Origin of the sequence: Streptomyces sp. SJL17-4 (assembly GCF_036826855.1) — a bacterium.
Taxonomy (GTDB): Bacteria; Actinomycetota; Actinomycetes; order Streptomycetales; family Streptomycetaceae; genus Streptomyces.
In genome coordinates, this window is the sequence record NZ_CP104578.1 from 5,061,706 (window position 1) to 5,085,764 (window position 24,059).

Genomic DNA, 24,059 nt, shown 5'->3' on the forward strand with positions numbered 1-24,059 from the left:
TGGACCCGCCCCGTGTGGGGCGGGAGTCAGTGGGTGATGCCGAGGGCGAGGGCGGCGAGCATGCCGAGGGCGATCAGGCAGTAGATCGCCTGCCGCTGCCACTCCCTCACGGGGCGGTCGGCGTGAGCGGGGGCAGGTCCGGGCGGCCGACGTAGGGCGCGCGTGCCTCTGTCGCCGCGCGGTGATCGCGCAGCGCCGTGATCATGCTGCGGGCGACCATGGCGAGCTGCCGGGCGTACGACCACGGGCCGAGGGGGCCGTCGCCGGGCCCGTCGGCCTGGAGCGTGGCCCAGTCCCGCAGGGCGCCCTCCCCGCGCACCGGGCGCCGTTCCGCGGGGATTGCCTCGATGCCCTCGGCGAGGTTCGCGCAGTGCGCCAGGAGCGCGTCCGTCAGTCGGGCGAGTTCCAGAGGAGCGGGGTTCTGTTGCATCGTGAGGGCCCGGCGGATGGCGGCGAGGGCGGCGTCCTCGGCGTGCTCCTCAATCGGCGTGACGATCTGGAGGAGCGCGGTTCCCAGATCTACGGTGCACTCCCCCAGTGCACCGTTCTGTTCGGCCCGTTCCCGCATCGGCTGCTCCGTCCGTCCGTGGGCAATGCCGCAGTTCGCGGTACGCCCGGGTCACCTACAGCTGATGATGTGGGAGCACCGCACCGAGCAGATAGGCCATCGAGTGGCCACGCATGGCCACGTCGCGGCCACGGCCCCAGGGGACCGCGTTGACACCCCACACTGACGGCATGAGCCGTAACGAGGCTCTCCGCGCCGCGCGGCTGAAGCGCGGTTGGAGGTCAGCCAACGCCGCCGCCGAAGCGCTCCAAGCCCACGGACAGAGCCTGCTCGATGACAGCCACTTCACTGTGTCGCCGAGGACTTGGCGCCGGTGGGAGGGCCCTGAACCAGGCTGGCCACCGGAGGAAACTGCGCTCGTCCTTCACGACGCGCTCGGGCGCTGGCCGGAGGATCTCGGATTCACCGTTCCGCCGGGTTGGGTCCGGCCTGAGCACCGCGAAGAGACCACGATGCAGAACGCGCAGTTCCTCGACATCACCGCTGCGGCCCTTGTCCCCGGGCCGCTCGCGCAGCAGACAGTGGACCCCGCCCTCGTCGACTACTTCCAGTCCCAGCTGGAGGGACACTACCGAGCCGACATGCTCCTCGGCCCGCACGACCTCATCGGAACGTTGGGCCCGCAGTATCAGCTCATCGACAAGCTCACGCGGTCCGCGACCGGCGAGACCCGCCGCGGCCTCCTCCGGGTCGGGGCCGCGTACGCCGCGCTGGTCGGTTGGCTCTATCAGGACGCCGGCGACCTCTCCGCGGCCGCATTCTGGAGGGGCGTCACCCAGGAGACAGCGCTCCGCGCCCGCGACCCGCACCTCATCGGCTACGCCATGGTCAACTCGGCGCAGGTCCGCACCGACCTCGGCGACGGGGCCGGCGTCGTCGACCTCTGCGAGGCCGCCCTCGACGACGACCAGATCGTGCCGAAGATCCGGGTCATGGCGATGCAGCAGCAGGCCCACGGCGCCAGCCTCCTTCGCGACCGGGACACGGTCGACCGGCTCATCGACGAGGCCGGGCGAATCCTGCCCCGGGTCGACGACGATCTGCCTTGGGGTAACGCCTGCCGGAGGACGCCCGGCTACCTGGAGGTGCAGCGCGCCACCTGCTACGGGCGCCTCGGGCTCGGCGCTGAGGCGAGCGGACTGTGGTCGCAGGTGCTTGAAGTCGTACCGGCCACCGCGCGGCGGGACCGCGGCGTGTACATGGCCCGGCATGCAACGGCGGCGGCGACCGCACGGGAGCCGGAGCAGGCGGTCGAGATCGCCCGCGACGTCGCTGTGATCGCGGTGGAGACGGGCTCGGCGCGTATGCGGCGTGAACTGACGGCCCTGGAGCGGGCGATGCAGCCGTGGCAGGATGCGCCGGTGGGCCGGGACCTTGCCGAGGCCCTGGCGCCCGTGACCGAGGGGAGCTGACATGGGTGTTCCGGTACCGCTGTCCGACGAGGAGATCGCGGAGCGACTGGCTGGGCTGCCGGGGTGGGAGCGCCAGGGCGACGAGATCACCCGCACGTACCCCATTCGGTACCACGCGGCGGTAGCGGCGATCGTGACGATCGCGGACCGATCCCGCCGGGTGCAACACCACGCGGACCTCGACCTGCGCATGGATCACCTGCGGGCGACCATCACCACGCACGACGCCGACTACCGGCTGACCGAGGCGGATTTTGACCTCGCCCGCCGAATCGACGCCATCGTTGCCGCGCATCAGGCACTCCCGCTCGACTGACCTGGAACCGACAAAGCGACGGTGAGGGCAAGGGCCTCCTGCGGCAGGTCCCGTGCCGAGTCCGCTCACGTGGGGGTCGGAGGGCGGGACCGTGGCACGGTGCACCCGGTATGGGAGCCTGACCCTTGGACCTGATGCTCTCCCGCCCCGAAAGGGCATGTTTTGTACACAGTGACGTCCGTGAATGTCAATGGTCTCCGTGCCGCCGCGAAGAAGGGGTTCGTCGAGTGGCTCGGTGGGACCTCCGCCGATGCCGTCTGTCTCCAGGAGGTGCGCGCCGAGGAGGCGCAGCTGCCGGTGGAGGTGCGGGCGCCCGAGGGGTGGTTCACCGTCCATGCGCCCGCCGCCGCCAAGGGGCGCGCCGGGGTCTCGCTCTACACGCGCCGTGAGCCCGACCGGGTGCGCGTCGGGTTCGGGTCGAGCGAGTTCGACGGCAGCGGCCGGTACGTGGAGGCCGACCTGCCCGGCGTCACCGTCGCCAGCCTCTACCTGCCCTCCGGCGAGGTCGGCACCGAGCGCCAGGACGAGAAGTACCGGTTCATGGGGGAGTTCCTGCCGTACCTGAAGGAGCTCAGGACCCGGGCCGCCGCCGACGGGCGCGAGGTCGTCGTCTGCGGCGACTGGAACATCGCCCACCAGGAGGCCGACCTCAAGAACTGGAAGGCCAACAAGAAGAACGCCGGCTTCCTCCCCGAGGAGCGGGAGTGGCTCGGGCGGGTGCTCGACGAGGGGGACGGCGGGTACGTCGACGTCGTGCGCGCGCTCCACCCCGAGCAGGAGGGGCCCTACTCCTGGTGGTCCTACCGCGGCCGCGCCTTCGACAACGACACCGGCTGGCGGATCGACTACCAGATCGCCACCCCCGGGCTCGCCGCCAAGGCCGTCAAGGGGTACGTCGAGCGGGCCGCCACCCATGCCGAGCGGTGGAGCGACCACGCGCCCGTGACCGCCGTCTACGACCTCTAGGGAGTCGGTGGGGGTGGGGAACTCAGGCGGCGGTCCAGTGCCATCGACAGTTCCGCCTCCACCACGCTCTTCGCGAGCGGGCGCAGCCGCCACAGGTCGTCCTCGGCCGCGTGGGTGCGCAGCAGGTCGGTGAAGAGTTCGGCGAGGGCGTCGGCGTGCTCGCGGACGCGGGCGCCGGCCTTGAGGACCTCGGCGAGCGGGACGCCCTCGCGGACGAACGCGGCGGAGACGTCGAGCAGGCGGCGGCTGATGTGGATGATCTCCTCGCCGTCGGTGACGAGGTAGCCGAGGTCGAGCGCGGCCGCGAGGTTCTCGGGGGTGACCTCGCCCGCGAAGTGGTCGGCGAGTTCCTCGGGGGTGAGGCGGATCGGCTCCTCCTCGCTGGGGGCGCCGAGGGCGAGGACCTCGCGGACGTTGCGGCCGCTCTCGAAGGCGGTGGTGAGGTCGGCGATGCCGTTGAGGGTGTGGCCGCGCTCCAGGAGGGCGGCGATGGTGCGCAGCCGGGCCAGGTGGTGTTCGTCGTACCAGGCGATCCGGCCCTCGCGGCGGGGCGGGGGGATCAGGCCGCGCTCGCGGTAGAAGCGCAGGGTGCGCACGGTGATGCCGGCTGCGGACGCCAGCTCTTCCATGCGGTACTCGCGTACGCCCTCGGGTGTGCGGACGTCATCGGGTGTGCGGACGTCTTCGGGCGTACGGACGTCTTCGTGCGCGCTCGTGCCCGCGCCCGTACCGGGTCCCGATCCTTCGCCTGATCCTTCAGCCACGCACGCCAGCCTATGTTGTACCGCCGGTAACTTTCCCTTGCCCGACCCCTACCGCTCGGTATGGAGCTGCTCTACAGTCCCGACTGTGCCAGTGATTGCTGGCGTGATTGGCCGGGCACGCGGGAGGCGGCATGGCGAAGCACGAGCACGTACGTGTGGCGGTGATCGGATCGGGATTCGGTGGCCTCGGCGCCGCCGTCCGGCTGCGCCGCGAGGGGATCACCGACTTCGTGGTCCTGGAGCGGGCCGACTCCGTGGGCGGCACGTGGCGGGACAACAGCTACCCCGGCTGCGCCTGCGACGTCCCCTCCCACCTCTACTCCTTCTCCTTCGCGCCAAACCCCGACTGGCCGCGGACCTTCTCCGGACAGCGTCACATCCGCGCGTACCTGGAGCATGTCACGGACACGTTCGGGATCCGCCCCCACCTGCGACTGAACCACGAGGTCGTGCGGATGGAGTGGGACGCCGAGGCGCTCCGCTGGGAGATCGAGACCAGCGAGGGTTCGTTCAGCGCCGAGGTCGTCGTCTCCGCGACCGGGCCGCTCTCCGACCCCAAGATCCCGGACATCCCCGGGATCGCCGACTTCCCCGGCAAGGTCTTCCACTCGGCCCGCTGGGACCACGACTACGACCTCACCGGCAAGCGCGTCGCCATGATCGGCACCGGCGCCTCCGCCATCCAGATCGTGCCCGCGATCCAGCCGCGGGTCGGGAAGCTGACCCTCTTCCAGCGGACGCCCCCGTGGGTCATGCGCCGCATGGACCGGGCCATCAGCGGCCCCGAGCGCTGGCTCCACCGCGCCCTGCCCGTCACCGGCACCCTGCGCCGTGGCCTCCTCTGGGGCATCCGCGAACTCCAGGTCGGCGCCTTCACCAAGCACCCGAACGAGCTCGGGCTCATCGAGAAGCTCGCCAAGGCCAATATCGCCAAGGCCGTGAAGGACCCGGTCCTGCGGGCCAAGCTGACGCCCTCGTACCGCATCGGCTGCAAGCGCATCCTGCTCTCCAGCACGTACTACCCGGCGATCGCGCAGCCCAACGTCGACGTCGTCGCCTCCGGCCTGCGCGAGGTCCGCGGCTCGACCGTGGTCGCCGCCGACGGCACCGAGACCGAGGTCGACGCGATCATCTTCGGCACCGGCTTCCACGTCACCGACATGCCGATCGCCGAGCGGGTCGTCGGCGCCGAGGGCAAGACGCTCGCCGAGTCCTGGAAGGGCGGCATGGAGGCGCTGCGCGGCGCCACCGCCGCCGGATTCCCCAACTTCATGACGGTCATCGGCCCCAACACGGGCCTCGGGAACTCCTCGATGATCCTGATGATCGAGTCCCAGCTGAACTACATGGCCGACTACCTCCGCCAGCTCGACGTGCTGGGAGGGCGCGCCGCCCTCGCGGTCCGGCCCTCCGCCGTCGGCGCCTGGAACCGCAAGGTGCAGGCCCGGATGGAGCGCACGGTCTGGAAGGCGGGCGGCTGCGAGAGCTGGTACCTCGACGCCAACGGGCGCAACACCACGCTGTGGCCGGGTACCACCGGCGAGTTCCGGCGCGAGACCCGGCAGGTCGACCTCTCCGAGTACGAGGTCATCCGCGCGCCCAAGCCCGTGAAGGCCGTGAAGGCCGTGGAGACCGCCGCCGTGGAGACCGCCGCCGCGAAGTCCCGTACCGCCTCCCGCAAGAAGGAGGCCGCCAAGTGAGCCGGCACCTGACCTCGCTGACCTCGTCCCGCGAGCTCACCGCCGTCTCCGCCGACGGCGCCCGGATCCACGTCGAGGTGTACGGCCCCGAGGGCGCGCCCGTCGTCGTCCTCGCCCATGGGTGGACCTGCTCGATCGCCTTCTGGGCCGAGCAGATACGGGCCCTCGCCGCCGACCACCAGGTCATCGCCTACGACCAGCGCGGCCACGGCCGGTCCCCGGCCCCCGCGGGGCCCGCCGGATACGCCACCCGGGCGCTCGCCGACGACCTCGAAGCGGTCCTCGCGAGCACCCTCGCCCCCGGCGAGAAGGCCGTCCTCGCCGGTCACTCGATGGGCGGCATGACCCTCATGGCGGCGGCCGACCGGCCCGGCTTCCGGGAACACGCGGCGGCCGCGCTGCTCTGCTCCACCGGGCCCTCGCGGCTCACCGCCGAGGCCACCGTCGTCCCGGGCCGGCCGAGCGGCCGACGCACCCGGCTGACCCGGGGTGTCCTCGGTGCGAAGGCGCCGCTCGGGCCCGTCAACGCCGTCTCGAAGAAGGTCCTCAAGTACGCGACGATGGGCCCCGGTTCGGCGCCCGAGCGGGTGGACGTCTGCGCCCGGATCGTGCACGCCTGCCCGCGCGGGGCCCGCGTCGGCTGGTCCAGGGTCCTCTCCGAACTCGACCTGGAGGCGGGCCTGCGGGCGCTCGACCTGCCCGTCGCTGTCATCGTCGGCACCGCCGACCGGCTCACCCCGCCCGTCCACTCCCGCGCCATGGCCGAGGCGCTTCCGCAGTGCGTGGGGCTGCTCGAACTGGAGGGTATGGGTCATATGACACCGGTGGAGGCCCCCGAGGCCGTCACCGCGCGGATCCGTGAACTGACCGACACGTACCTGGAAGCGAAGGAGAAGGCATGAGCCGGGTGAGCCTGGAAGGACAGGTCGCGGTCGTCACCGGAGGCGCCCGCGGCGTCGGGGAGCTCCTCGCCCGCAAGCTGTCCGCGCGCGGGGCGCGGATCGCGCTCGTCGGCCTGGAGCCGGAGCAGCTCAAGGAGGTCGCCGGGCGGCTGCACACCGAGGCCGACTGGTGGCACGCCGACGTCACCGACCACGAGGCGATGGCCAAGGTGGCGGCCGAGGTGAAGGAACGGTTCGGGAAGGTCGACATCGTCGTCGCCAACGCCGGTGTCGCGGCGGGCGGTCCGTTCGCCGAGTCCGACCCGGGCGCCTGGCGGCGGGTCATCGAGGTCAACCTGATCGGCGGCGCGGTGACGGGACGGGCGTTCCTGCCGGTCCTCATGGAGTCGCGGGGGTACTTCCTCCAGATCGCCTCCCTCGCCGCGCTGACCCCCGCCCCGATGATGACGGCCTACTGCGCCTCCAAGTCGGGCGTCGAGGCCTTCGCGCACAGCCTGCGCGCCGAGGTCGCGTACAAGGGCGTGAAGGTCGGCGTCGGGTACCTCTCCTGGACCGACACGGACATGGTGCGGGGCGCCGACGAGGACGACGTGATGCGGGAGCTGCGCCAGCGGCTGCCGTGGCCGGCGAACCGTACGTACCCCCTCGGCCCGGCCGTCGACCGGATCGTCGCGGGCATCGAGCGCCGCTCCCCGCACGTCTACGCGCAGTGGTGGCTGCGCGGGATGCAGTCGGTCCGCGGCTATCTGCCGGGGATGATCGCGACCGTCGGGCAGCGCGAGATGAGGCGCTTCGAGCCGCGTCTCGGCTCGGTCTCGAAGGGGCTGGTGGGCGCGGGCGGCGCCGCCGACGAGGAGGCGCGGACGGGCGGTTCGGCGGCGCGCTGACGGGGCCGGGGGGCCGCGCCGAGGGAGGGGACCCCGTCGCGCAGCCGCTGTCCGTAACGATCCGTAACTGATCGAAATGCGCGGAATGTTCGCTCGTGCGAGGCTGAGCGAGGCCGAAGGGGCACACCGCCCCGGCCCCCCTCACACCCTTCTAGGAGTGAACCTTCATGGGTAAGGCAGAACAGTTCAAGGACAAGTCGGAGCAGCTGAAGCAGCAGGCCAAGCAGGCCATGGGCAAGGCGAAGGACGAGGCGTCCGAGCGCGCGTCCCAGGGCCGCGGCCGCACCGACGACGAGACGCGCAGGGCCCAGCAGGATGCCCAGGACCGCATGGACCAGGACTACGACGCCTGACGCGTTCGTCCTTCGCATGCTGTGTCGAGGAGGCGCACCCGGTTGACCGGGTGCGCCTCCGCGCGTTCCCCGTGACCTTGTGACCCTGTGCGTGATCACGACGGGCCGAAAAGTCGTACGCACCGGGCGCCGGATCTTCGTACGGTGGCGCCCATGGCCGTACTTGAGCGACTGCGATCCGATCACGCGCCCGCCCTGCTCGTCTTCGAGCGGGAGAACCGGGGGTACTTCGCCGCGTCCGTGCCCGACCGGGGGGACGCGTACTTCACCGATTTCGAGGAGCGGCACCGGGCCCTGCTCGACGAGCAGGAGGCCGGGGGGAGCCACTTCCATGTGCTCGTGGGGGAGGGCGGCGAGATCCTCGGGCGGTTCAACCTCGTCGACGTCGCCGACGGGGCCGCCGAGCTGGGGTACCGGGTGGCCGAACGGGCGACCGGGCGGGGCGTGGCGAAGGCCGGGGTGCGGGAGGTGTGCCGGCTGGCGCGTGAGGAGTACGGGCTCAGCCGGCTGACCGCCGTCACGACCCTCGACAACGACGGGTCGAGGGTCGTGCTGGGGCGCGTCGGCTTCGGTGCGGTCGGGAGCGTGACGCTCGACGGGCGGGCGGGGACGTCGTACGAGCTGGATCTGGCCGATGGCGTGGGGCGGTGCGCCGCGTAGGCCTGTCGGCGGATCATGGCCGGGTGCGCGGCCTGGCGTGGGGCGGTGCGCCGCGTAGGCCCGTCGGCGGACCATGGCCGGGTGCGCGGCCCTGATCCGCCGGACGCGTCCTGGCCGGGGTTACTCCTCGGCCGTTCCTCGCGGCGGCAGCTTCGGACGTGAGCGGTCGGGGAGGTCCGCATAGCCCGGCGGGCTCGCCGCCGGGGTCTCCGCGAGGAGCGCGAGGGCCACCTCGACCGCGTCGTCGAGCTGGGCGTGCCGGCCCTCCGCCCAGTCGAGGGGGGTGCGCAGGACCGCGAGATCCGGTTCGACGCCGTGGTTCTCCAGGGACCAGCCGTACTCGGGGAACCAGGCCGCGTTCATCGGGACCGTGATCTGGGTGCCGTCGCCGAGCCGGTGGCGGCCGGTCATGCCGACGACTCCGCCCCAGGTGCGCTGGCCGACGACGGGCCCCAGGCCGAGGAGCTTGAACGCGGCGGTGATCATGTCGCCGTCGGAGGAGGTGGCCTCGTCGGCGAGGGCGACCACCGGGCCGCGTGGGGCGTTGGAGGCGTACGAGACGGGCTGCGCGTTGCGGGTGAGGTCCCAGCCGAGGATCCGGCGGGTGAGTTTCTCTATGACGAGCTCGCTGATGTTGCCGCCGGCGTTGCCCCGTACGTCGACGATGAGGGCCGGCCGGGAGACCTCCATGCGCAGGTCGCGGTTGAACTGGGCCCAGCCCGAGCCGCCCATGTCGGGGATGTGCAGGTAGCCGCAGCGGCCGCCGCTGACCTCCCGCACCACCGCCCGGCGTTTGGCCACCCAGTCCTGGTAGCGCAGCGGGCGCTCGTCGATCAGCGGGACGACGGCGACGCGGCGGGCCCGGCCCTCGCCCTCGGCGGGGGTGAAGGTGAGTTCGACGGTGGTGCCGCCGGTGCCGGAGAGCAGGGGGTACGGGCCGGTGACCGGGTCCACGGGCCGGCCGTCGACATGGGTGAGGACGGCGCCCTCGCGGATGCCCGTACCGGCGAGCGGGGAGCGGGCCTTGGAGTCGGAGGACTCGCCGGGCAGGATGCGCTTCACCGTCCAGCCGGCCTCGCGGGGCACGAGGTTGGCGCCGAGGAGGCCCATCGGCCGCTGGTAGTGCGGGGGGCCCTCGTTGCGGCGGGCGGGGGTGACGTACGCGTGGGAGGTGCCCAGTTCGCCGAGGACCTCGCGGAGCAGGTCGGCGAACTCGTCGGGGGAGGCGACCCGTTCGACGAGCGGCCGGTACTGGTCGAGGACGGCCGTCCAGTCGACCCCGCCCATGTCGGGCTCCCAGAAGTAGGCGCGGACGATCCGGCCCGCCTCGTCGAAGGCCTGCCGCCACTCGGCGCCCGGTTCGATCTCGTGGAGGATGCGCCGCAGGTCCAGGTAGACGGTGGAGTCGCCGTCCCCGGACTCGGTGGCGGGCACGGCCCGCAGCTCGCCCTCGTCGGCGACGACGAGGCGGGTGCCGTCGCCGCTGACCGCGAACCAGTCGAGGTCCTTGGCGAGTTCGCTCTTGCGGGCCTTGGTGATGGAGAAGTGCTCCAGGGTGGGCTTGCCCGAGGTGTCGGTCGGGTTGGCGAAGGTCTCGCCGAGCGCGCCCGAGATGGGCCAGCGCAGCCAGACCAGGCCGCCGCCGCTGACCGGGTGGAGGGCGGAGTACTTGGAGGCGGCGACGGGGAAGGGGGTGACCCGGTCGGGCAGCCCCTCGATCTCGACGGTGACGGTGCCGTCGGCCGTCTCCGTGTCGTCGTCGGCCGGGTCCAGACCGCCGGCCGCCGGGCGCCCGTCGGGGAGCAGCGCGAAGGGGGACGGGGTCGCGGAGGAGAGGGGGACCAGGTAGGGGCGGCAGCCGAGCGGGAAGGACAGGTCGCCGGTGTGCACGTCGTACACCGGGTCGAAGCCCCGCCAGGACAGGAAGGCGAGGTAGCGGCCGTCGCGGGTGAAGACGGGGTTCTCGTCCTCGAAGCGGCCGTTGGTGACGTCGACGACGGTCCGGGCGCCGGGGCCGGAGATCCGGCACATCTTGATCGAGCGCAGGGAGCGGCCGATGCCCGGGTGCGACCAGGTGAGCCAGTCGCCGTCGGGGGAGAAGGCCAGGTCGCGGACGGGGCCGTTGACGGAGCGGATGAGTTCGGTGACCTCCCCGTTGGAGTCCTCGGTGGCGTCCAGGAGGAGCAGCCGGCCGTCATGGGAGGCGATGGCGAGCCGCTCGCCGTCCGAGTCGGCGATGAGTTCCTCGACCCGGCCGAGATCGCCCGAGGCCAGGCGGCGGGGTGGCCGGTCGCCGCTGGCGCGCGGCAGATAGGCGACCTCGACGGCGTCCTCGCCCTCGGCGTCGGTGACGTACGCGACCTGGCCGCCGCTGCCCAGCATCTCGGGCAGCCTGACCCGGACGCCCGGGGTGTCGACGATGGTGCGGGCCGGGCCGTCGCGGTGGGTCAGCCAGTAGAGGCTGCCGCGCACGGAGACGGCGCTGGCCCGGCCGGTCTCGTCGACGGAGACGGCGTCGACGTGGTGGGCGGCGGGCACCTGGTAGGGGCGCCGGCCGACGCGCTGGCCGCCGAGCCGCACCTCCAGTTTCCGGGGGCGGGAGCCGGGGGTGAGGGCGTCGACGATCCACAGGTCGCCGGCGCACTGGTAGACGACCCGGTGTCCGTCGCTGGAGGCGTGCCGGGCGTAGAACTCGTCGTGGTCGGTGTGCCGGAGCAGGTCGGTGCCGTCGGGCAGGCAGGAGTAGAGGTTGCCGATGCCCTCGTGGTCGGAGAGGAACGCGATCCGGCCGTCGACGGCCATCGGGCAGTCGAGGTGGCCGCCGATGTCGGGGAGCAGCCGCTCGCCGTGCAGCCAGAGGCGGCCGGTGGCGCCGCCGAGGTAGCGCTTCCAGGCGGCCGGCTCGTGCGGGGGCTTTCCGGTGAGGAGGAGGGTGCGGCGCTCGCCCTCGTGCCCCCCGGCGGCGCCGTTCCCGGCGTTTCCGTGAGCGCCGTTCTCGAAGACGGAGATGTCGGAGACCGGGCCCCAGGGCAGGCGGAGGCCGGGGGAGCCGTCGGTGGGGACGTTGTAGGCCCAGGAGAAGTACGAGAAGGGCTGCCCGTGCGAGGAGACGGCGAGGATGTCGGAGCGGCCGTCCTTGTCGGGGGGAGTCCAGCCGCAGACGCGGGTGTCGGTCGATCCCCAGTAGGTGAGCCGCCGGGCGGACCCGCCTTCGATGGGGACGAGATGGATCTCTGGGTCGAGGCTGCGCCAGTTCGTGTACGCGATCTGCCGGCCGTCCGGTGAGAAGCGCGGGTGCCCGACCCGCGTCCGGTCGACGGTGAGCCGCCAGGCCCGGCCGGGGCGGTGGCCCTCGGGGACGAGCGGGGCGATCCAGAGATCGTCCTCGGCGGCGAAGCACAGCAGGTCGTCGTGGAGGTGCGGAAAACGGAGATACGCGACGTCGTCACTCACCTCCCCATGCTTTCCGCGCGGAGGGGGTGAGGCAACTCGTACGTGCTTGCGGGCGTCTTCACGGCTGTGGCTTCCGTGTGGCTCCCATGTGGTTTCCATGCGGCTTCCCATGCCGCTTCCCATGCGGCTTCCCGTGTGGCCCAGGACACGTACGAAACGGTTTCGTTTCGCTGCGGGTGGGGGTATCTTCGTACTGTACGAAACCGTTTCGTTCGGTCAGGAGTCGGAGATGGCCCGCAGCAGGCTCACCCCGGAGCGGGAGTCCGAGCTGTACGGAGCGGTGCTCGACCTGCTCCGCGAGGTCGGCTACGACGCCCTCACCATGGACGCCGTCGCCGCCCGCACCCACTCCAGCAAGGCCACCCTCTACCGCCAGTGGGGGAGCAAGCCCGAGCTGGTCGCCAGGGCGCTGCGCGCCAACAAGCCGGCCGATCTCTCCGAGATCGACACCGGCTCGCTGCGCGGCGACTTCCACGAACTCATGACACGGACCGACGACTGTCAGATGGAGAAGGACTCCGCGCTGATGCGGGGCCTCGCCCATGCCGTCCACACCAACCCCGAACTGCACCGGGCGCTGCGCGAGCTGCTCATCGAACCCGAGATGAACGGCCTCGACGAAGTGCTGCGCAGAGCGGTCCGCAGGGGCGAGGTCGACGCCGGGAACCCGGCGCTGAAGCTCATCCCCCACATGCTGATCGGTGCGTTCATCGCCCGGCCGCTGATCGACGATCAGCCGGTCGACCGCGCGTTCCTCAGCGCGTACGTCGACGCCGTCGTGCTCCCCTCACTCGGCGTCTGACCCCAGCAGTACCCGCTCCGCCCTTTCTCCACCTGACGTCGAACCGCTCACGCCGTCGGGCCGGCTCCCCATGCCCTGTCCCACCACGAAATGGGAGTACGCCCCCGTGGCCACGTTCCTGTACAAGTTGGGCCGTTCCGCCTTCCGGCGCCGACGGCTCGTCGCCCTCCTGTGGGTGGCCCTCCTGGCGGTCGCCGGGATCGGCGCCGCCACCGCGCCCGTCGCGACCTCCAGCTCCTTCTCGATCCCCGGCACCGAGGCCCAGCGCGCCTTCGACCTGCTCGAAGAGCGCTTCCCGGGCGCCGGCGCCGACGGAGCCACCGCCCGCGTCGTCTTCAAGGCCCCCGAGGGCCAGAAGATGACCGACCCGGCGCACAAGGCCGTCGTCGAGGAGACCGTCGCCGCCCTGAAGTCCGGCTCGGACCAGATCGTCTCGGTCACCGACCCGTACACCGGGCAGGCCGTCTCCCAGAACGGCTCCACCGCCTACGTCTCCGTCGCCTACAAGGTCAACGCGATGGAGCTGACCGACGAGACGCGCGAGGCCCTGACCCAGGCCGGGCAGAACGCCCAGGGCAAGGGGCTGACCGTCGAGGTCGGCGGTGACGCCCTCCAGACCATGCCGGAGCAGGGTGCGAGCGAGATCATCGGCATCGTCATCGCCGGCATCGTCCTCGTCATGACCTTCGGCTCACTCGTCGCCGCGGGGCTTCCGCTGCTCACGGCGATCATCGGCGTCGGCATCGGCGTCTCGTCGATCACCGCGCTCGCGAACGTCCTGGACCTCGGCTCCACCACCTCCACCCTCGCGATGATGATCGGCCTCGCGGTCGGCATCGACTACGCCCTCTTCATCGTCTCCCGCTACCGCGCGGAGCTGGCCGAGGGCCGCGAGAAGGAGGACGCCGCGGGCCGCGCCGTCGGCACGGCGGGCTCCGCCGTCGTCTTCGCCGGACTCACCGTCGTCATCGCCCTGGTCGGCCTGGCCGTCGTCAACATCCCGATGCTGACGAAGATGGGCTTCGCCGCCGCCGGCACGGTCGTCGTCGCCGTACTGATCGCGCTCACCCTGATCCCGGCGATGCTCGGCTTCGCCGGCGACAAGGTCCTCGGCCGCAAGCAGCGCAAGGCCGCGAAGGCCGGCGTCGCCGCCTCGACGGGTGACAAGAAGGCCGAGAAGCCCAACGGTGGTACCCGCTGGGCCCGCTTCGTCCTCCGTCGCCCCGTGATGGTGCTGCTGATCGGCGTCCTCGGCCTCGGCGCGATCGCGCTGCCCGCCGCCTCCCTCGAGATGGGCCTCCCGGACGACGGCGTCAAGCCCACCTCCACCACCGAGCGCCGGGCGTACGACACGCTGTCGGACGGCTTCGGCCCCGGCTTCAACGGCCCGCTGCTCGTCGTCGTCGACGGCGACAAGGCGACCGCCGACAAGGCGGTCTCCACGATCAAGGGCCTCGAAGGCTGGGCCGCCGTCACCCCGGCGACCCCGAACAAGGCCGGCGACGCCGCGATGATCACGGTGGTCCCGAAGGACCGCCCGTCCTCGGAGGCCACCGAGAGCCTCGTCCACGACATCCGGGACGCCACCGGCGACGACGTGCTCGTCACCGGCGCCACCGCGATGAACATCGACTTCTCGCAGAAGATGAACGACGCCCTGGTGCCGTACCTGGCCCTCGTCGTCGGTCTGGCCTTCCTGCTCCTGACCGTGGTCTTCCGCTCGATCCTCGTCCCCCTGAAGGCGGCCCTCGGCTTCCTGCTCTCGGTGGTCGCGGCCCTCGGCGCGGTCGTGGCGGTCTTCCAGTGGGGCTGGCTCGGCAGCCTCTTCGGGGTCGAGCAGACCGGCCCGATCATGTCGATGATGCCGATCTTCATGGTGGGTGTCGTCTTCGGTCTCGCGATGGACTACGAGGTCTTCCTCGTCACCCGGATGCGTGAGGCGTACGTCCACGGGGAGCGGCCCGGCGAGGCGATCGTGAGCGGCTTCCGCCACAGCGCCCGGGTGGTCACCGCCGCCGCCGTGATCATGATCGGCGTCTTCGCGGGCTTCATCGGCATGACGGACCAGATGATCAAGATGATCGGCTTCGGCCTGGCCATCGCGGTCCTCTTCGACGCCTTCGTGGTCCGGATGGCGATCGTCCCGGCTGTGCTCGCGCTCCTGGGCCACAAGGCCTGGTGGCTGCCGAAGTGGCTGGACCGGATCCTCCCGAACGTGGACGTCGAGGGCGAGGGACTCGCCAAGGACGCGCCCGCGGACGAGGCGGACGGCTCGAAGCCGGACCTCGTCAAGGTCTGACCGGACCGGCCCGCCGGGCCCCCGTACGTACGCCGTCAGCTCGTCGTCATCGACGCGCCGGCGGCGTACGTGTGTTTCAGGAACCGGGTCAGCGCCGTCGTGTCGAACTGGACGACCGTCACCACCCCGTCGTCCTTGTGCAGCTCGACGACCGTCTGGACGCGGCCGCAGGGCCAGACGCCGATGTCGCCGCGGCGGGTCGGGGCGCGCAGGCCCGTCTCCAGGAGGACGCGGGGGAAGGACCACTCGATGTCGCCGGGGAAGACGAAGCGGACGGTCGCGGGGGAGAAGCCGGGGTCGTAGCGGAGATCGACGGGGACGGGCCGGGAGAGCGGGGCGTCGCTGATGATGCGTCCCCTGGCGTGATCCTCGACCGCACGGTCCGCGCCCCGGTCGGTTGTGTGGGCGGCTTCGTGGTCGGCTTCGCGGTCGTCTGCGGCGGCCATCGGGGGCTCCTCACAGTTTTGTCCTCTTATCGACTAATGTCCCACTCCTTCCCGGCGTACGCACGAACCATGCGCCGCTGTTCTGTGACCTGTGCGCTCTTGCAAGTGCTTTGCAGGAGCGCTCATCATTCAGGGCGTGCATGTACCTGACGGATTCATCAACGCCCCCGTATCGGTCGCCGCCGGTGTCGTCGCCGCCGGCGCCGTCGCCGTGAGCCTGCGCGGGGCGCGGCGGGAACTGGACGAGCGCACCGCTCCGCTCGCCGGGCTGGTCGCGGCCTTCATCTTCGCCGTCCAGATGCTGAACTTCCCGGTCGCCGCCGGAACCAGCGGACATCTCCTCGGCGGTGCGCTCGCGGCGATCCTCGTCGGGCCGTGGACCGGTGTCCTGTGCATAGCCGTCGTCCTGCTCATGCAGGGCATCCTCTTCGCCGACGGCGGCATCACCGCGCTCGGCGTGAACATCACGGTCATGGGTGTCGTCACGGTCGTCGTCGCGTACGCGCTCTTCCGCGGCCTCGTCCTGCTGCTGCCCCGCACCCGCGCCTCGGTGACCGCGGCCTCCTTCGTCGCCGCGCTCGTCTCCGTACCGGCGTCGGCCGCCGCCTTCACCCTGCTCTACGCGATCGGCGGCACCACCGCCGTACCGGTGGGCAAGGTCCTCACGGCCATGGTCGGCGTGCACACCCTCATCGGCATCGGCGAGGCCGTCATCACCATGCTGACCGTCGGCGCGGTCATCGCCGTCCGCCCCGACCTGGTCTACGGCGCCCGCGGCCTGACCGCCCCGCTCAAGCTCCGCGTCGGCGGCGAGCTGGTCGACGCGGCGCCCGCCGCCGCGCCCGCCGCCGCCCCCGCCGGGTCGCCGAAGAAGCTGTGGATCGGCGGTCTCGTCACCGCCCTCGTCCTCGCCGGCTTCGTCTCCTTCTACGCCTCCGCCAGCCCCGACGGCCTGGAGAAGGTCGCCGCCGACAAGGGCTTCGACGCCAAGGTCGAGGACCACGCCGCCGCCGACTCCCCGCTCGCCGACTACGGCGTCAAGGGCATCGAGACCGCCCGGCTCTCCGGCGGCCTGGCCGGCACCATCGGCGTGGGCGCGACCCTCGCCGTCGGCACCGGAGCCTTCTGGGTCGTCCGCCGCCGCAGGTCCGCCGCCCTGGAGGGCTGACATGGGAGCGGGGCACGTACACAAGCTCTACCGGCACGCGCACTCGCCGGTCCACGAGCTGCCCCCGCACACCAAGCTGGCCGCGGTCCTCGGCTTCGTCGTGGTCGTCGTCTCGACGCCCCGCGAGGCCGTCTGGGCCTTCGCCCTCTACGCCGTGCTCCTCGCGGTCGTGGCGGCGACGGCCCGCGTCCCGGCCGGCTTCCTGCTGAAGCGGCTGCTCATCGAGGTGCCCTTCGTCGCGTTCGCGCTGCTCATGCCCTTCGTCGTCCCCGGCGAGCAGACGACCGTCCTCGGGGTGTCGCTCAGCGTCCCCGGCCTGTGGGGCGCCTGGAACGTCCTCGCCAAGGGCACCCTCGGCGTCGCCACCTCCGTCCTCCTCGCCTCCACCACCGAACTGCGCGAGCTTCTCCTCGGCCTCCAGCGGCTGAAGCTGCCCCCGCTGCTCGTCCAGATCGCCTCGTTCATGATCCGGTACGGCGACGTGATCACCGACGAGATGCGCCGGATGTCCGTCGCCCGCCGCTCGCGCGGCTTCGAGGCGCGGGGCGTCCGCCACTGGGGCGTCCTCGCCAAATCGGCCGGCGCGCTCTTCATCCGCTCGTACGAGCGCGGGGAGCGGGTCCACCTCGCCATGGTCAGCCGTGGCTACACGGGCACGATGCCGGTCATCGACGAGGTGACCGCGACCCGCGCCCAGTGGACGTACGCCGCCGCGCTGCCGCTCACCGCACTCCTGATCTGCCTCCTCGGATGGACGCTATGAACCCTTCGCTGGAAGTGCGCGGCCTCGCGTACGCCTACCCCGACGGCCACCAGGCCCTCTTCGGCGTCGACCTGACCGTCGGGCGCGGCGAGCGGGTCGCCCTCCTCGGCCCCAACGGCGCCGGCAAGACCACCCTGGTCCTCCACCTCAACGGCATCCTCACGGGCGGCGCGGGCACGGTCACCGTCGCCGGGCTGCCCGTCGGCAGGAAGCACCTCGCCGAGATCCGGCGCAAGGTCGGCATCGTCTTCCAGGACCCCGACGACCAGCTGTTCATGCCGACCGTGCGGGAGGACGTGGCCTTCGGCCCGGCGGCGGCGGGCCTCCGTGGCGCCGCGCTGGAGGCCGTCGTACGGAAGGCCCTCGACCAGGTCGGGATGGCGGAGTACGCGGACCGGCCGCCGCACCATCTGTCGTTCGGGCAGCGCCGCCGGGTCGCCGTCGCGACCGTCCTCGCCATGGAGCCGGAGATCCTCGTCCTCGACGAGCCGTCGTCCAACCTCGACCCGGCCTCCCGCCGTGAGCTCGCCGACATCCTCCGCTCGCTCGACGTCACCGTCCTCATGGTCACCCACGACCTGCCGTACGCCCTGGAGCTCTGCCCGCGCGCGGTGATCCTCAGCGAGGGCGTCATCGCCGCCGACGGGCGGACCGGCGACATCCTCGCCGACGAGGAGCTGATGGCTCGGCACCGCCTGGAGCTGCCGTTCGGCTTCGTGCCGAGCTCGGTGGCCTGACTGTCGCGCTCGGTGGCCCGACCCCGGAATCCGGCCTTCTCCCCTCGCGTTGCACCATGGGAGCCGGTCGTACGAAAGGGAGAGTGGCACAGGTGGACGTCCAGGGCACGGTGGCGGCGGGCTGGGAGCCGGTCAGGGACGCGTTCCTGCGCAACTTCGAGCAGCGCGGCGAGCGCGGGGCGGCCGTCGCCGTCCACCGCGACGGCGAGAAGGTCGTCGACCTGTGGGCGGGGACGAAGGACGTCGACGGGCAGGACCCCTGGACGGAGGACACCGCGCAGGTCGTCCGCTCGGCCACCAAGGGCGTGGCCGCGGCCGTGCCCCTGCTCCTGCACCAGCGCGGGCTGCTCGACCTGGACGCCCCGGTCGCCGCGTACTGGCCCGAGTTCAAGGCGGCGGGCAAGGACGGCGTGACCGTACGGCAGCTCCTCGCGCACCGGGCCGGAGTCCCCGTCCTGGACCGGCCGCTCACCCTCGCCGAGGCCGTCGACCTCCCGACGGCGACCGCCGCGATATCCGCCCAGGCCCCCGTCTGGGAGCCCGGCACGGCCCACGGCTACCACGCCCACACCTTCAGCTGGCTGCTCTCCGGCCTGGTCCACCGGGTCACCGGCCGCACCATCGGCCGCTGGGTCGCCGAGGAGATCACCGACCCCCTCGGACTCGACCTGTGGATCGGGCTCCCCGACGCGGAGGCCCACCGGGTCGGCCGCCTCGGCCCCGTCGAGGAGATCGAACCGCCCGGCAGCGGCGCCCTCAAGCTCCGCCCCAAGCGCTCCGTCACCGAGGCGTACCAGGACCCGAACTCGCTGACCCGGCGCGCCTTCGGGGTCATCGACCCCAAGCCCGACGAGAACGACCCGGTCTACCGGGCCGCCGAACTGCCCGGCTCCGCCGGGGTGGCGACGGCCCGCGCCCTCTCCCGCTTCTACGCGGCCACCCTCGGCCCCGTGGACGGCGCCGGGCGCCTCTTCACCCCCGACACCGTCACGCTCGCCCGGACCGAGGAGTCGGCGGGCGCGGACAAGGTGCTGCTCGTCGGCACCCGCTTCGGCCTCGGCCACATGCTGCACGGCCCGGCGTCCCCGCTCCTCGGCCCGTCCTCGTACGGCCACCCGGGGCGCGGCGGCTCGCTCGGCTTCGCCGACCCCGACGCCGGCATCGCCTTCGGGTACGTGACGAACGGCATGCGCAAGACGGTGACGGCGGATCCGCGCGCGCAGTCGCTGGTGAGGGCGGTCGGGGCGGTGGTGAACGGGGCGGTGTGAACCGCTCCTTCGGCGACCGCGAGGCCGGCGGACTCCCCGACCTGACATTCCTCCGCGCACGACCTGACATTCTGCGCTTCCGGGGCGCGGATCGGCGATCGCCCGGGCGCTAGCGTGTGCCCGCTCCACCGTCCGGTGGACCAGGCGCACGGGGGCGCATGTGATCGAGATTTCGCTGACGACGTCCGAACACGGGACCCACGCCGGATCCCTTCGCATCGCCGACAGCCGGCTGTGGGAGACGTTCGGCAGCATCGGGCTGCTGTCGGCCTACCGGGGGCTCGTACCCTGGCCGTACACCAACTGGGGCCGGGCGGCCCGCCGTTCGCTGTTACGGGCCGACGTGACCCTGCCGGGATGGCTCGTCCACCTCTTCCGGGCCGGCGGCGGCACCCTGCCGTCGTTCCTCCTCCCCGTCCCGTCCTCGGCCCGGCAGCCGGACCTGGCGGACGAGATCGCGTCACTCCGCGAGGTCGACCCGGCCCGGGTGCGCGAGGAGCTGGAGCGGTGGTTCCCGCAGGGCGTCCCCGCCGAGGTGCGCCCGCTGTACGCGGATCCCGCGGCGCGGATCGCCGACCTGTGCGCCTTCCTCCCGCGCTACGTACGCGCCGCCCTCGCCCCGTACGAGGCGTCCCTGCGGACCGTCACGGACGACGACATCCTGCTCCGCGCCCGCGTGCTCGCCACCCAGGGCCCGGACCGCCTCCTCGGCACCCTGAACGGGGCCATCTCGCGGCGCGGCGACGTCCTGCGGCTGCACGCCGGACCGCCGGGCAGGATCGCGGCGAAGACCGACGTCTCCCGCATCGTCCTCGTACCCCTGGTGTTCGGCCGGGGGGCGTCCCTCCTGGGCTTCGCCCCGAACGGGGTGACGGCCGTGTCGTACCAGGCCGAGGGGGCCGCCGTCCTGGCCTGCGAGATCCGGCCCGGACGACGGGCGGGCAGGCGGGCCGACGAGGGGGCCGACGAACCCGCCCGCGGCGACCGGCTGGAGATCCTGCTCGGCCGCAGCCGGGCCGGCGTCGTCCGCGGTCTCGTCGCCCCGACCACCACCTCGGACCTGGCGGTGACGCTCGGACTCGCGCCGAGCACCGTCTCCGAACACCTCACCTCCCTGGTGGCCGCGGGCGTGGTGCGGCGGCGCCGGGCGGGCGTACGGGTGCTGTACGAGCTGGACGCCTCGGGTGTCGCGCTGCTCAGGCACCTGGACAACAGGCGTAGGGTCAACGCGCCGTCGTACGAAACCACTTGAAACACCCCGCAACAAGGAGGAACCCCATGACCGCCGACGCCGGAAACGAGACCTACGAGAAGCTGCTCGCCCTGCTGGACGAGCGTGGTGCCGCCTACCGGGTGATCGAGCACGCCCCCGAGGGAGCCACCGAGGCGGTCAGCGCACTGCGGGGACACACGGTCGCCGAGGCGGCCAAGTGCATCATCGCCATGGTGAAGATCGGCAAGAAGGAGAAGCGCTTCGCGCTGGTCGTCGTCCCCGGTGACCGGCGGATCGACCTGAACGCGGTGAAGGCGCTGTACGGCGGCACGTACGTCTCCTTCGCGTCCCCGGAGATCGCGGAGGACCTCGCGGGGTCGCCGAGCGGCACGATCCTGCCGTTCGCCTTCGACGAGCGACTCGAACTGCTCGTGGACCCCGACCTGCTGACGCACCAGGAGTTCTACTTCAACGCCGCGCGGCTCGACCGCTCGATCGCCCTGTCGTCGGAGGACTACAAGGCGATCGCGGAGCCGCGCGTGGAGCGGGTCTCGACGGACTGACCACCACCGGGCGGGACCGGGCGGGACCGGGCGGGTCAGGCCATGGAGGGTGTCAGCGCGAGCAGCATTCCCAGGCCGACCAGGACGGCCCCGATGACCTTGTTGAGCACGGTCTGCCGCTGCAACAGCCGGGACCGCAGGGCCTGGTTGGAGAAGAGGACCGCGGCGAGGGCGAACCAGACCAGGTGGGCGAAGGACATGAAGAGCCCGTAGCCGACCTGCTGGAAGACGGGGGTGTCGGCGCTGACGACCTGGGTGTACGTGCTCAGCACGAACAGCATCGTCTTGGGGTTGAGCGCGTTCGTGAGAAAGCCGGTGCGCAGCGCGCCGGCCTTCGAAAGGCCGCCGTCCTCCGAAAGGTCGATGTCCACCTGGGCCTTGGTGACGAACGTCTTGTAGCCGATGTACACCAGATACGCGGCGCCGACGAGTTTCATCGCCGTGAAAAGCATCGGGGTCCGGGAGACCAGAAGTCCCACGCCCAGCATCGTGTACGTGACGTGGACGAGAACGCCTAGTGCAATTCCGACGGCCGCGAGAACGCCGGCGGTCCTTCCGTACAGATAACTGTTGCGGACGGTCATCGCGAAATCCGCGCCGGGGCTGATCACAGCCAGAATGGTGATGACCGCCACGGCGATGAGCTGACCCATGTTCCCGACTTCCCGCCTTCTCGCTCACGTACTCACTCAAGGGGTGAGCGGGTGGGAGGGTTCGCGTCCTCGCGGACCCCGTCCCCTCCCACCCGCACCTGACATCAGGGCTTGTGACGGTAGGTGATGACCAGCACGTCGCGCGAGGCCGGGGCGGCGGGGTCGATCTGCTCGATCGGCGAGACGCCGTGGTAGACGCGCTCGTCGTTGACGAGGGCCACGTCGAGCGGGTCGGCCAGGGAGAACTTCTCGACCGGCTGCTTGTCCAGGTTGAAGACGGTGCTCTCGCCGCCGGTGGCGTTGGAGCGGCCGACCATCGCCATCAGGACGAACGTGACACCGTCGCGGTGCACGCCCTCCGGCGTGGGCAGGCCCACCTCCTCGCCGTTGACCTCGATGCGGAACTGGTGGGCCTCGATGTGCCAGCCCGAGTACGGGGCGAGGCGACCGAATATGTCGCAGCCGAGGGTGAGCAGGCTGTCCATGGTGCGGCCGCGCAGGATCTGCTCCTCGAACGGCTCGTAGTGCCGGGCCACACCGCCGTTGAGGGTGTTGTAGTCGAGCCCCTGGTAGTGCGGCTGGTGCGCCTCGACGCGGTAGTCGGCGCTCGCGCGGGGCGCGCTCAGGGTGGCGTGCCGACGGCGGCGGTAGCGTCCGCCGTCCGCCATGTAGCTGTCGAGCGGCATCCGCGACCAGCTCTCGCGGAACGCCTCCAGGTCGTCGACGGCGGTCTCGGACCGCCGGCGGAGAAGATTCTTCACCTTCTCGCCGGATATCAGGTCGTAGCTCCGGGAGGAAAGGGACTCGGCGATTTCTTCGACACCCGACTGATACGTGGACATGGTTTTCCCCCTGATGAAAGCGTGGTCGAAAGCCTGGTCGGCGGCGAAGTAGATCGTGGTATTAGCGCCTGGGGTGTGTCAAAGTCTTTCGGCTCTGGCCGAATTGCCGTAGCCGCGCTTTCTTCGCGTATACAGGCGGGGGGAATTGATGAACGGCATGTTACGGAGGGCTGGCGCGGCCCGGCCCCGGGTGCTGAGATCGGATGTATGGACCTCACGGAACGCTTCGACGGATACGCGGTACTGATCACCGGCGCGGCGCGCGGCATCGGCGCGGCGACGGCGCGACGGCTCGCGGCGGAGGGGGCGAGGGTCCTGGTCACGGACGTGGACGAGGCGGCGGCGCGGAAGACGGCGGCGGGGATTCCGGGAGCGGAGTACCGGCACTGCGACGTGGGCGACCAGACCTCGGTGGACGAGGCGACGGCGTACGCGGTGGAGGTCTTCGGCGGCCTGGACGTCCTGGTCAACAACGCCCTCGGCCCGGTGGCGCCCGACCGGGACCGCTTCGAGGACGAGCCGGACGCGGTGTTCACCGTCCAGCACGACGTCACCTTCATGGGCGCGGTCCGCTGCTCCCGGGCGGCACTGCCGCATCTGGCGGCGGCCGGCGGGCGCGGGGCGATCGTGAACATCGGATCGGTCAACGCCGAGACGGACTTCGGCAACCACGCCTACAGCGCGGCGAAGGCGGGCCTGGCGTCGCTGACCCGCACGCTCGCGGGCGACGCGGCGGGGCGCGGGGTGCGGGTGAACCAGATCAACCCCGGAACGATCGCGACGACGGCGTGGTCGGGCAAGGACCGCGAGCTGAGGACCCTGGCCGACCGGGTCTACCCCCTGTCGCGGGTGGGCACCCCGGAGGACGTGGCGGCGGCGGTCGCCTTCCTGGCCTCGGCGGACGCGTCCTGGATCACGGGCACGGTCCTGCGGGTGGACGGCGGCCTGCTGGCGGTCAACACCCACTTCGCGGAGGTGCTGGGGGACTGAGGGAGCGAGGGGGCGAGGGGCCGAGGGGGCGGACCCCGCTACAGCCGCTCGGTTCTGACCGCGTCCACGAACGATGTCCAGGCCCCGTCCCCGAAGGCGAGGCGGGGGCCGGCGGGGGCCGTCTTGCTGTCGCGGATGCGGATGCGGATGCGGATGCGGACGGGGACGGGGACGGGGACAGTGCCGTGGGGGTCGTCCATGACCTCCACACATTGGCCGTTCCCGCTGCTGTAGCTGCTGCTTCGCCACACCGGCTCGGCCGGGTCGTGCTGGTCGGGTTGGTCTAGCTGGTCGTGTTGGTCGCGCTGGTCGTGCTGCACTGCGAACACCCTCT

At 71.8% G+C, this 24,059-nt stretch carries 24 protein-coding genes; 17 read left to right on the forward strand and 7 right to left on the reverse strand.

Annotated features, from left to right (window positions below):
- Positions 1-106 precede the first annotated feature (106 nt).
- Complete coding sequence (locus N5875_RS22855; protein ID WP_318210843.1) at positions 107-568, reverse strand: DUF6415 family natural product biosynthesis protein; 462 nt, start codon at positions 566-568, stop codon at positions 107-109.
- Positions 569-1,020: 452 nt separating this feature from the next.
- Here N5875_RS22855 and N5875_RS22860 point away from each other — a divergent pair, with 452 nt between their 5' ends.
- From N5875_RS22860 to N5875_RS22870, 3 genes are all read left to right on the forward strand, one after another.
- Entirely contained in the window at positions 1,021-1,980 is a 960-nt protein-coding gene (locus N5875_RS22860) for a Twin-arginine translocation pathway signal (protein ID WP_338495624.1), read from the forward strand.
- 1 nt (position 1,981) lies between these two features.
- Entirely contained in the window at positions 1,982-2,296 is a 315-nt protein-coding gene (locus tag N5875_RS22865; RefSeq protein ID WP_318210845.1) for a 4a-hydroxytetrahydrobiopterin dehydratase, read from the forward strand.
- Positions 2,297-2,458: 162 nt separating this feature from the next.
- Positions 2,459-3,262, forward strand: coding sequence for an exodeoxyribonuclease III (locus tag N5875_RS22870; RefSeq protein WP_338495626.1), 804 nt, complete (start codon positions 2,459-2,461; stop codon positions 3,260-3,262).
- Here the strand turns inward: N5875_RS22870 and N5875_RS22875 are convergent.
- Positions 3,259-3,891 carry a MerR family transcriptional regulator gene (locus N5875_RS22875; RefSeq protein WP_318210953.1) on the reverse strand — a complete coding sequence of 211 codons (633 nt, stop codon included), beginning with the start codon at positions 3,889-3,891 and terminating at the stop codon, positions 3,259-3,261. The genes N5875_RS22870 and N5875_RS22875 overlap by 4 nt on opposite strands.
- Positions 3,892-4,157: 266 nt before the next feature.
- Between N5875_RS22875 and N5875_RS22880 the strand changes: the two genes are divergently transcribed.
- The 5 genes from N5875_RS22880 to N5875_RS22900 all read left to right on the forward strand — a co-directional run bounded on the left by N5875_RS22880 (position 4,158) and on the right by N5875_RS22900 (position 8,528).
- Entirely contained in the window at positions 4,158-5,726 is a 1,569-nt protein-coding gene (locus N5875_RS22880) for an NAD(P)/FAD-dependent oxidoreductase (RefSeq protein WP_338495628.1), read from the forward strand.
- A complete protein-coding gene (locus tag N5875_RS22885; protein WP_338495629.1) occupies positions 5,723-6,628 on the forward strand; it encodes an alpha/beta hydrolase in 906 nt (301 codons plus the stop codon). The genes N5875_RS22880 and N5875_RS22885 overlap by 4 nt, the downstream gene beginning before the upstream one ends.
- Entirely contained in the window at positions 6,625-7,515 is an 891-nt protein-coding gene (locus N5875_RS22890) for an SDR family oxidoreductase (protein ID WP_338495630.1), read from the forward strand. The genes N5875_RS22885 and N5875_RS22890 overlap by 4 nt, the downstream gene beginning before the upstream one ends.
- 167 nt (positions 7,516-7,682) lie before the next feature.
- Positions 7,683-7,868, forward strand: coding sequence for a hypothetical protein (locus N5875_RS22895; RefSeq protein ID WP_318210850.1), 186 nt, complete (start codon positions 7,683-7,685; stop codon positions 7,866-7,868).
- 153 nt (positions 7,869-8,021) lie between these two features.
- A complete protein-coding gene (locus N5875_RS22900) occupies positions 8,022-8,528 on the forward strand; it encodes a GNAT family N-acetyltransferase (protein ID WP_318210851.1) in 507 nt (168 codons plus the stop codon).
- 120 nt (positions 8,529-8,648) lie between these two features.
- Here N5875_RS22900 and N5875_RS22905 read toward each other — a convergent pair whose 3' ends face one another.
- A complete protein-coding gene (locus N5875_RS22905; protein WP_318210852.1) occupies positions 8,649-11,981 on the reverse strand; it encodes a S41 family peptidase in 3,333 nt (1,110 codons plus the stop codon).
- A gap of 229 nt (positions 11,982-12,210) precedes the next feature.
- Here N5875_RS22905 and N5875_RS22910 point away from each other — a divergent pair, with 229 nt between their 5' ends.
- Both N5875_RS22910 and N5875_RS22915 read left to right on the forward strand, forming a co-directional pair.
- A complete protein-coding gene (locus N5875_RS22910; RefSeq protein ID WP_318210853.1) occupies positions 12,211-12,783 on the forward strand; it encodes a TetR/AcrR family transcriptional regulator in 573 nt (190 codons plus the stop codon).
- Positions 12,784-12,889: 106 nt separating this feature from the next.
- On the forward strand, positions 12,890-15,082 hold the full coding sequence (locus tag N5875_RS22915; RefSeq protein ID WP_318210854.1) for an MMPL family transporter: 2,193 nt from the start codon (positions 12,890-12,892) through the stop codon (positions 15,080-15,082).
- Between the two features lie 35 nt (positions 15,083-15,117).
- Here the strand turns inward: N5875_RS22915 and N5875_RS22920 are convergent, their stop codons facing one another.
- Positions 15,118-15,528, reverse strand: coding sequence for an SsgA family sporulation/cell division regulator (locus tag N5875_RS22920; protein WP_318210855.1), 411 nt, complete (start codon positions 15,526-15,528; stop codon positions 15,118-15,120).
- Positions 15,529-15,664: 136 nt separating this feature from the next.
- Between N5875_RS22920 and N5875_RS22925 the strand changes: the two genes are divergently transcribed.
- The 6 genes from N5875_RS22925 (at position 15,665) to N5875_RS22950 (ending at position 21,240) form a co-directional block, all read left to right on the forward strand.
- On the forward strand, positions 15,665-16,696 hold the full coding sequence (locus tag N5875_RS22925) for an energy-coupling factor ABC transporter permease (protein ID WP_338495632.1): 1,032 nt from the start codon (positions 15,665-15,667) through the stop codon (positions 16,694-16,696).
- A 1-nt stretch (position 16,697) separates the two neighbouring features.
- Positions 16,698-17,459: a cobalt ECF transporter T component CbiQ gene (cbiQ, locus tag N5875_RS22930; RefSeq protein ID WP_338495634.1), complete on the forward strand. Its 762-nt coding sequence runs from the start codon at positions 16,698-16,700 to the stop codon at positions 17,457-17,459.
- Complete coding sequence (locus tag N5875_RS22935; protein WP_318210857.1) at positions 17,447-18,196, forward strand: ABC transporter ATP-binding protein; 750 nt, start codon at positions 17,447-17,449, stop codon at positions 18,194-18,196. The genes cbiQ and N5875_RS22935 overlap by 13 nt, the downstream gene beginning before the upstream one ends.
- Positions 18,197-18,252: 56 nt before the next feature.
- The gene (locus N5875_RS22940; protein ID WP_338495636.1) at positions 18,253-19,464 is read left to right on the forward strand and encodes a serine hydrolase domain-containing protein; all 1,212 of its coding nucleotides are present in this window, start codon (positions 18,253-18,255) and stop codon (positions 19,462-19,464) included.
- A 160-nt stretch (positions 19,465-19,624) separates the two neighbouring features.
- Complete coding sequence (locus tag N5875_RS22945) at positions 19,625-20,716, forward strand: ArsR family transcriptional regulator (RefSeq protein ID WP_318210859.1); 1,092 nt, start codon at positions 19,625-19,627, stop codon at positions 20,714-20,716.
- A gap of 26 nt (positions 20,717-20,742) precedes the next feature.
- Positions 20,743-21,240: a YbaK/EbsC family protein gene (locus N5875_RS22950; RefSeq protein WP_338495637.1), complete on the forward strand. Its 498-nt coding sequence runs from the start codon at positions 20,743-20,745 to the stop codon at positions 21,238-21,240.
- Positions 21,241-21,275: 35 nt separating this feature from the next.
- Here the strand turns inward: N5875_RS22950 and N5875_RS22955 are convergent, their stop codons facing one another.
- Complete coding sequence (locus N5875_RS22955) at positions 21,276-21,893, reverse strand: LysE family transporter (RefSeq protein WP_318210861.1); 618 nt, start codon at positions 21,891-21,893, stop codon at positions 21,276-21,278.
- Between the two features lie 104 nt (positions 21,894-21,997).
- The gene (locus N5875_RS22960) at positions 21,998-22,735 is read right to left on the reverse strand and encodes a 2OG-Fe dioxygenase family protein (RefSeq protein WP_338495639.1); all 738 of its coding nucleotides are present in this window, start codon (positions 22,733-22,735) and stop codon (positions 21,998-22,000) included.
- A gap of 207 nt (positions 22,736-22,942) precedes the next feature.
- Here N5875_RS22960 and N5875_RS22965 point away from each other — a divergent pair, with 207 nt between their 5' ends.
- Positions 22,943-23,725, forward strand: a complete 783-nt coding sequence (locus N5875_RS22965) for an SDR family oxidoreductase (protein WP_338495641.1) — start codon at positions 22,943-22,945, stop codon at positions 23,723-23,725.
- A 38-nt stretch (positions 23,726-23,763) separates the two neighbouring features.
- On the opposite strand, the gene N5875_RS22970 is transcribed toward N5875_RS22965, so the two are convergent.
- On the reverse strand, positions 23,764-24,054 hold the full coding sequence (locus tag N5875_RS22970; protein WP_338495642.1) for a DUF397 domain-containing protein: 291 nt from the start codon (positions 24,052-24,054) through the stop codon (positions 23,764-23,766).
- Positions 24,055-24,059 lie beyond the last annotated feature (5 nt).

What these genes read in the sequence shown, in the direction of transcription:
- N5875_RS22855 (WP_318210843.1), bottom strand. Translation starts at nt 568, where the DNA reads ATGCGGGAACGGGCCGAACAGAACGGTGCACTGGGGGAGTGCACCGTA.
- N5875_RS22860 (WP_338495624.1), top strand. Translation starts at nt 1,021, where the DNA reads ATGCAGAACGCGCAGTTCCTCGACATCACCGCTGCGGCCCTTGTCCCC.
- N5875_RS22865 (WP_318210845.1), top strand. Translation starts at nt 1,982, where the DNA reads ATGGGTGTTCCGGTACCGCTGTCCGACGAGGAGATCGCGGAGCGACTG.
- N5875_RS22875 (WP_318210953.1), bottom strand. Translation starts at nt 3,891, where the DNA reads ATGGAAGAGCTGGCGTCCGCAGCCGGCATCACCGTGCGCACCCTGCGC.
- N5875_RS22880 (WP_338495628.1), top strand. Translation starts at nt 4,158, where the DNA reads ATGGCGAAGCACGAGCACGTACGTGTGGCGGTGATCGGATCGGGATTC.
- N5875_RS22890 (WP_338495630.1), top strand. Translation starts at nt 6,625, where the DNA reads ATGAGCCGGGTGAGCCTGGAAGGACAGGTCGCGGTCGTCACCGGAGGC.
- N5875_RS22895 (WP_318210850.1), top strand. Translation starts at nt 7,683, where the DNA reads ATGGGTAAGGCAGAACAGTTCAAGGACAAGTCGGAGCAGCTGAAGCAG.
- N5875_RS22900 (WP_318210851.1), top strand. Translation starts at nt 8,022, where the DNA reads ATGGCCGTACTTGAGCGACTGCGATCCGATCACGCGCCCGCCCTGCTC.
- N5875_RS22910 (WP_318210853.1), top strand. Translation starts at nt 12,211, where the DNA reads ATGGCCCGCAGCAGGCTCACCCCGGAGCGGGAGTCCGAGCTGTACGGA.
- N5875_RS22920 (WP_318210855.1), bottom strand. Translation starts at nt 15,528, where the DNA reads ATGGCCGCCGCAGACGACCGCGAAGCCGACCACGAAGCCGCCCACACA.
- cbiQ (WP_338495634.1), top strand. Translation starts at nt 16,698, where the DNA reads ATGGGAGCGGGGCACGTACACAAGCTCTACCGGCACGCGCACTCGCCG.
- N5875_RS22935 (WP_318210857.1), top strand. Translation starts at nt 17,447, where the DNA reads ATGGACGCTATGAACCCTTCGCTGGAAGTGCGCGGCCTCGCGTACGCC.
- N5875_RS22940 (WP_338495636.1), top strand. Translation starts at nt 18,253, where the DNA reads ATGGGAGCCGGTCGTACGAAAGGGAGAGTGGCACAGGTGGACGTCCAG.
- N5875_RS22950 (WP_338495637.1), top strand. Translation starts at nt 20,743, where the DNA reads ATGACCGCCGACGCCGGAAACGAGACCTACGAGAAGCTGCTCGCCCTG.
- N5875_RS22955 (WP_318210861.1), bottom strand. Translation starts at nt 21,893, where the DNA reads ATGGGTCAGCTCATCGCCGTGGCGGTCATCACCATTCTGGCTGTGATC.
- N5875_RS22960 (WP_338495639.1), bottom strand. Translation starts at nt 22,735, where the DNA reads ATGTCCACGTATCAGTCGGGTGTCGAAGAAATCGCCGAGTCCCTTTCC.
- N5875_RS22965 (WP_338495641.1), top strand. Translation starts at nt 22,943, where the DNA reads ATGGACCTCACGGAACGCTTCGACGGATACGCGGTACTGATCACCGGC.